Genomic DNA, 3,638 nt, shown 5'->3' with positions numbered 1-3,638 from the left:
GGCCCCGGCCAGGGGTACGGACCGCCGCCGGCTCAGGGGTACGGGCAGGGGTACGGGCAGGCGCCCGCGCCGGGTTACGGGCAGGAGCAGCCTTACGGGCAGGGGTACGGGCAGCAGTTCCCGGCGGCCCCGCCGCCTCCTCCACGGGGCAAGGGCGGGAAGATCGCGGCGATCGTCGTGGCGGCGGTGCTGGTCGCGGGGCTGACCGTGGCGGGCGTGGTGCTGACCAGCGGCGACGGCGGCAAGAGCAACAAGGCGGCGGGCAGCGGGCCGTCCGCCTCCTCTTCCTCCTCCCCCACGGCCACGCCCTCGGGGTCATCGGGCTCGTCAGGTTCGGACGGCGCGGAGGGCCCCGGTGTGGGCGCGCCGCTGGAGGGCGCGCCGGGGCGCGGGGAGGACGGCTCCCGGCCCTCGGACTCGGATCCCGGATCGGGCTCGGGTACGGGAAACAGTCCGGCCGACGGGCAGGTGCGGTATGTGCGGTTGAAGCCCGGCGAGTGCTTCGACCACCCCGGCCTGGACAGCGCCGTGAAGCAGATAGAGGTCCGCTCGTGCGACAGCCCGCACGACGGCGAGGTCATCACGAACGAGACGCTGACCGGCACGTTCTCGACGGACAAGGAGCTTCAGACCAAGGCCCTGTCGCTGTGCAAGGCGGACGCCGTCAAGCGCATGCAGTCCATAGGCGCCGACGGGCGCACGTATTACTACTACGCGCTGTTCCCGTCCCAGACGACCTACGCCCAGCAGGGCAGGAACCAGGTCTCATGCTCCCTGACGCTCAGCGACAAGCCGGGCGGCAAGAAGCTGTCCGAGGCGCTGTCGGGGTAGCCGGCCGGCCCGCCTGGCCGGAGGGCGTACGGGCCGGGCGCGGCGGCGTGGCACCGCGCCCGTACCGGTCGTAGGCTGGCGCCATGTCGACCCACGCGAAGCGCGAACGCCTACTCCTGGCCGATCTGTTGGACACGGTGGGACCGGAGTCCCCGACCCTGTGCGCGGGGTGGACCGCCCGTGACCTCGCCGCGCATGTGGTGGTGCGCGAGCGGCGCGCGGACGCGGCGGGCGGCATCCTGATCAAGCCGCTGGCCGCGCGGCTGGAGCGGGTGCAGGCCGAGTTCGCGTCGAAGCCGTACGCGGAGCTGATCCAGATGATCCGCACGGGTCCGCCGCGCATGTCGCCGTTCTCGCTGAAGCAGGTCGACGAGGCGTCCAACACGGTCGAGTTCTACGTGCACGCGGAGGACGTCCGCCGCGCGGCCACGGAGTGGACGCCGCGCGAGCTGGACCCGGTCTTCGAGGACGCGCTGTGGTCCCGGCTGGAGCGGATGGCGCGGGTGCTGGGCCGCAAGTCCCCGGTCGGCCTGGTGCTGCGGCGTCCGGACGGCCGTACGGCGGTGGCGAACCGCTCCACGCCGGTCGTCACCGTCACCGGCGAGCCGGGCGAGCTGACACTCTTCGCCTTCGGCCGCCAGGAGGCCGCGCGCGTCGAGATCGACGGCGACAAGGAGGCCGTGACGCGGCTGTACGACGCGAAGCTCGGCCTCTGACGCGACGTCAGGAGCGGTGCGGTCAGCGCGCGAGCGGTGGCTCAGGGCGGCAGTTCACGACGGCAGTTCATGAGGGCAGTTCGGCCCGGCGCAGGGGCGGGGTGAGGAGGCCGATGGCCGCTCCGGTCACGATGACGGCGGCGGAGGCCGCGAAGACCGGGGCGGGGCCCCAGACCCCGACGGCCGCGCCTGTCAGCGGATAGGCGAGCGGGGCGGTACCGACGGTGAAGAGCATGGCGACGGAGGTGACCCGGCCCAGGTGGGCGGGGTCCGCCTCGGTCTGGATCAGGGCGTTGTTCAAGGTGCCGCTGAGCCCCGCGGTCAGCCCCACGGCCACCCCGGCCGCGACGGCGGCGGCGAGCGTCGGTACGTACGCGAGCGCGGCGACGGCCACGGCTCCGGCGGCCATGAAGCAGGAGAACAGCAGCCCGGCCCGGCCCAGTCGGCGGCGCACGGCGACCAGCAGCGCGGCGCCGCCCGCGCCGAGCCCGAAGCCGGCGATGATCCAGCCCAGGCCGGACGCGCCCCAGCCCCTTTCCTGGACGAGCAGCGCGAGGCCGACGTTCATCGGTCCGGTGAAGCCCAGTTCGCCGACGGCCATGGCGACGACCAGCGGAGCGAGCAGCCGGTGGCGCCTGATGTAGCGCAGCCCGTCGGCCAGGTCGCGCCAGGGGGTGGTGGCGGCTTTCCCGGTGACGGCCTCCCCGATCGCGTCCGTCGGCAGCGGAGCGACGCGTACGGCCAGCAGCAGGGCGAGCGACCCGGCGAAGAACGCCCCGGCCACGGCGAAGGCCGCCGCCGAACCGCCGAACGCGACGGCCATGCCGCCGAGCGGCGCGCCCGCGATCAGGGCCGTACGGGACGCCATGCCGCGCATCCCCTGGACGCGCGCCAGTTGGCCGGGGGCGGTGATGCGCGGGGGCAGCGCGCCGACGGCGGGCATGAACAGGGCGTCGACCGCGCCGAAGACCAGCGCTATCGCCGCCAGCGCCCAGAGGCCGGGGGCGGTGAACGCCAGCAGCCCGGCGGCGGCGAGGATCACGACGCAGCGCACGAGGTCGCTGCCGATCACGACCCGGCGGGGTCCGAGCCGGTCGGCGACCACTCCCCCGCCGAGCATCAGCACGGCGCGCGGCACGGCCCCGATCGCCAGTACGAGCCCGACCTGCGAGGGCCCGCCACTCTGGGTCGCGGCCCAGGACAGGGCGACGAAGTAGACGGTGTCGCCGAGGAGGGAAGCGACGTAGGCGGCGAGCCAGCGCAGGACATTGGGGTCCCGGTGCGCGGGCCGCTCGGTGGCGGGGCGCCGCGCGAGGACGGCGGCCTCGGGCGCGCTCACTGGCGGAAGGGGAAGCCGTAGAAGTGCAGCGCCACGTTCTCGCGCTCTTCGGTGTCGCCCGCTTCCTCGGCGGCACGGCCGTGCTCGGTCCACCGCTTCGCCAGGGCGTGCATCTCGTCGTTGAGCTGCGCCAGTTCCCCGGGGGTCAGCCGGGGCAGAAACTCGGAGCTGAACGCGGCGGAGCGCCACTCCTGCGGCCAGGCCGACTGCTCGTCCAGATACCGCTCGTACATCTCGGCGCTCTGCCGGAACAGCGTCCGGGAGAACGCCGAGTGCACGGCCACGCTCTCCGGCGCGTCCCGGAAGTCCCGGTCCCGCACGCTCACCCCGCCGCTCACCAGCCGCCACCAGCGCTCACGCCCGTCGGCGCTCTGCGGCTCGGCCTCCTCGATCAGCCCGTGAGCGGCGAGCTTGCGCAGGTGATAGCTGACGAGCGACACCGCCTCGTCGACCGTCTCGGCCAGCTGGGACGCGGTGGCGGTGCGGGCCACGGTCAGCGCCCGGTAGAGCTTCATGCGCAGCGGGTGGCTGAACGCCTTGAGGGTGTCCAGGTCGGCGATCCGCTGCATCTCGGGGTCGGTCATGCCCCCACGGTAGATAGAAAAGAAAAGTTGCGCAATAAAAATTGCACTTCTGTCGGGAGAGCCCCTGCCCCTGTGGCAGGTTCGCTGTCTACCGCCGGGGGGTGGGCTGGTGTCGCGGGCGGCTGGTGGGTGGGGCGGTATTCGGCGTGGGTGGGTGCGGGTTTCGTC

At 73.6% G+C, this 3,638-nt stretch carries 4 protein-coding genes; 2 read left to right on the top strand and 2 right to left on the bottom strand.

Going from position 1 to position 3,638, the window contains the following annotated elements; all coding sequences use genetic code 11:
* Together ACFU99_RS37315 and ACFU99_RS37310 are read left to right on the top strand one after the other, a co-directional pair.
* The coding region (locus ACFU99_RS37315) for a hypothetical protein (protein ID WP_384401212.1) at window positions 1-831 on the top strand (831 nt) is incomplete at its 5' end.
* Window positions 832-914: 83 nt separating this feature from the next.
* On the top strand, window positions 915-1,547 hold the full coding sequence (locus ACFU99_RS37310; protein ID WP_384401209.1) for a TIGR03085 family metal-binding protein: 633 nt from the start codon (window positions 915-917) through the stop codon (window positions 1,545-1,547).
* 67 nt (window positions 1,548-1,614) lie between these two features.
* On the opposite strand, the gene ACFU99_RS37305 is transcribed toward ACFU99_RS37310, so the two are convergent.
* Window positions 1,615-2,886, bottom strand: a complete 1,272-nt coding sequence (locus ACFU99_RS37305) for an MFS transporter (protein ID WP_384401206.1) — start codon at window positions 2,884-2,886, stop codon at window positions 1,615-1,617.
* Entirely contained in the window at window positions 2,883-3,470 is a 588-nt protein-coding gene (locus ACFU99_RS37300) for an ArsR/SmtB family transcription factor (protein ID WP_384401203.1), read from the bottom strand. The genes ACFU99_RS37305 and ACFU99_RS37300 overlap by 4 nt, the downstream gene beginning before the upstream one ends.
* Window positions 3,471-3,638: the final 168 nt, after the last annotated feature.

It is taken from the genome of Streptomyces sp. NPDC057654 (assembly GCF_042800135.1).
Lineage (GTDB): Bacteria > Actinomycetota > Actinomycetes > Streptomycetales > Streptomycetaceae > Streptomyces.
Note: the sequence above shows the minus strand (reverse complement) of the source record. Positions and strands in the feature narration are given on the sequence as shown.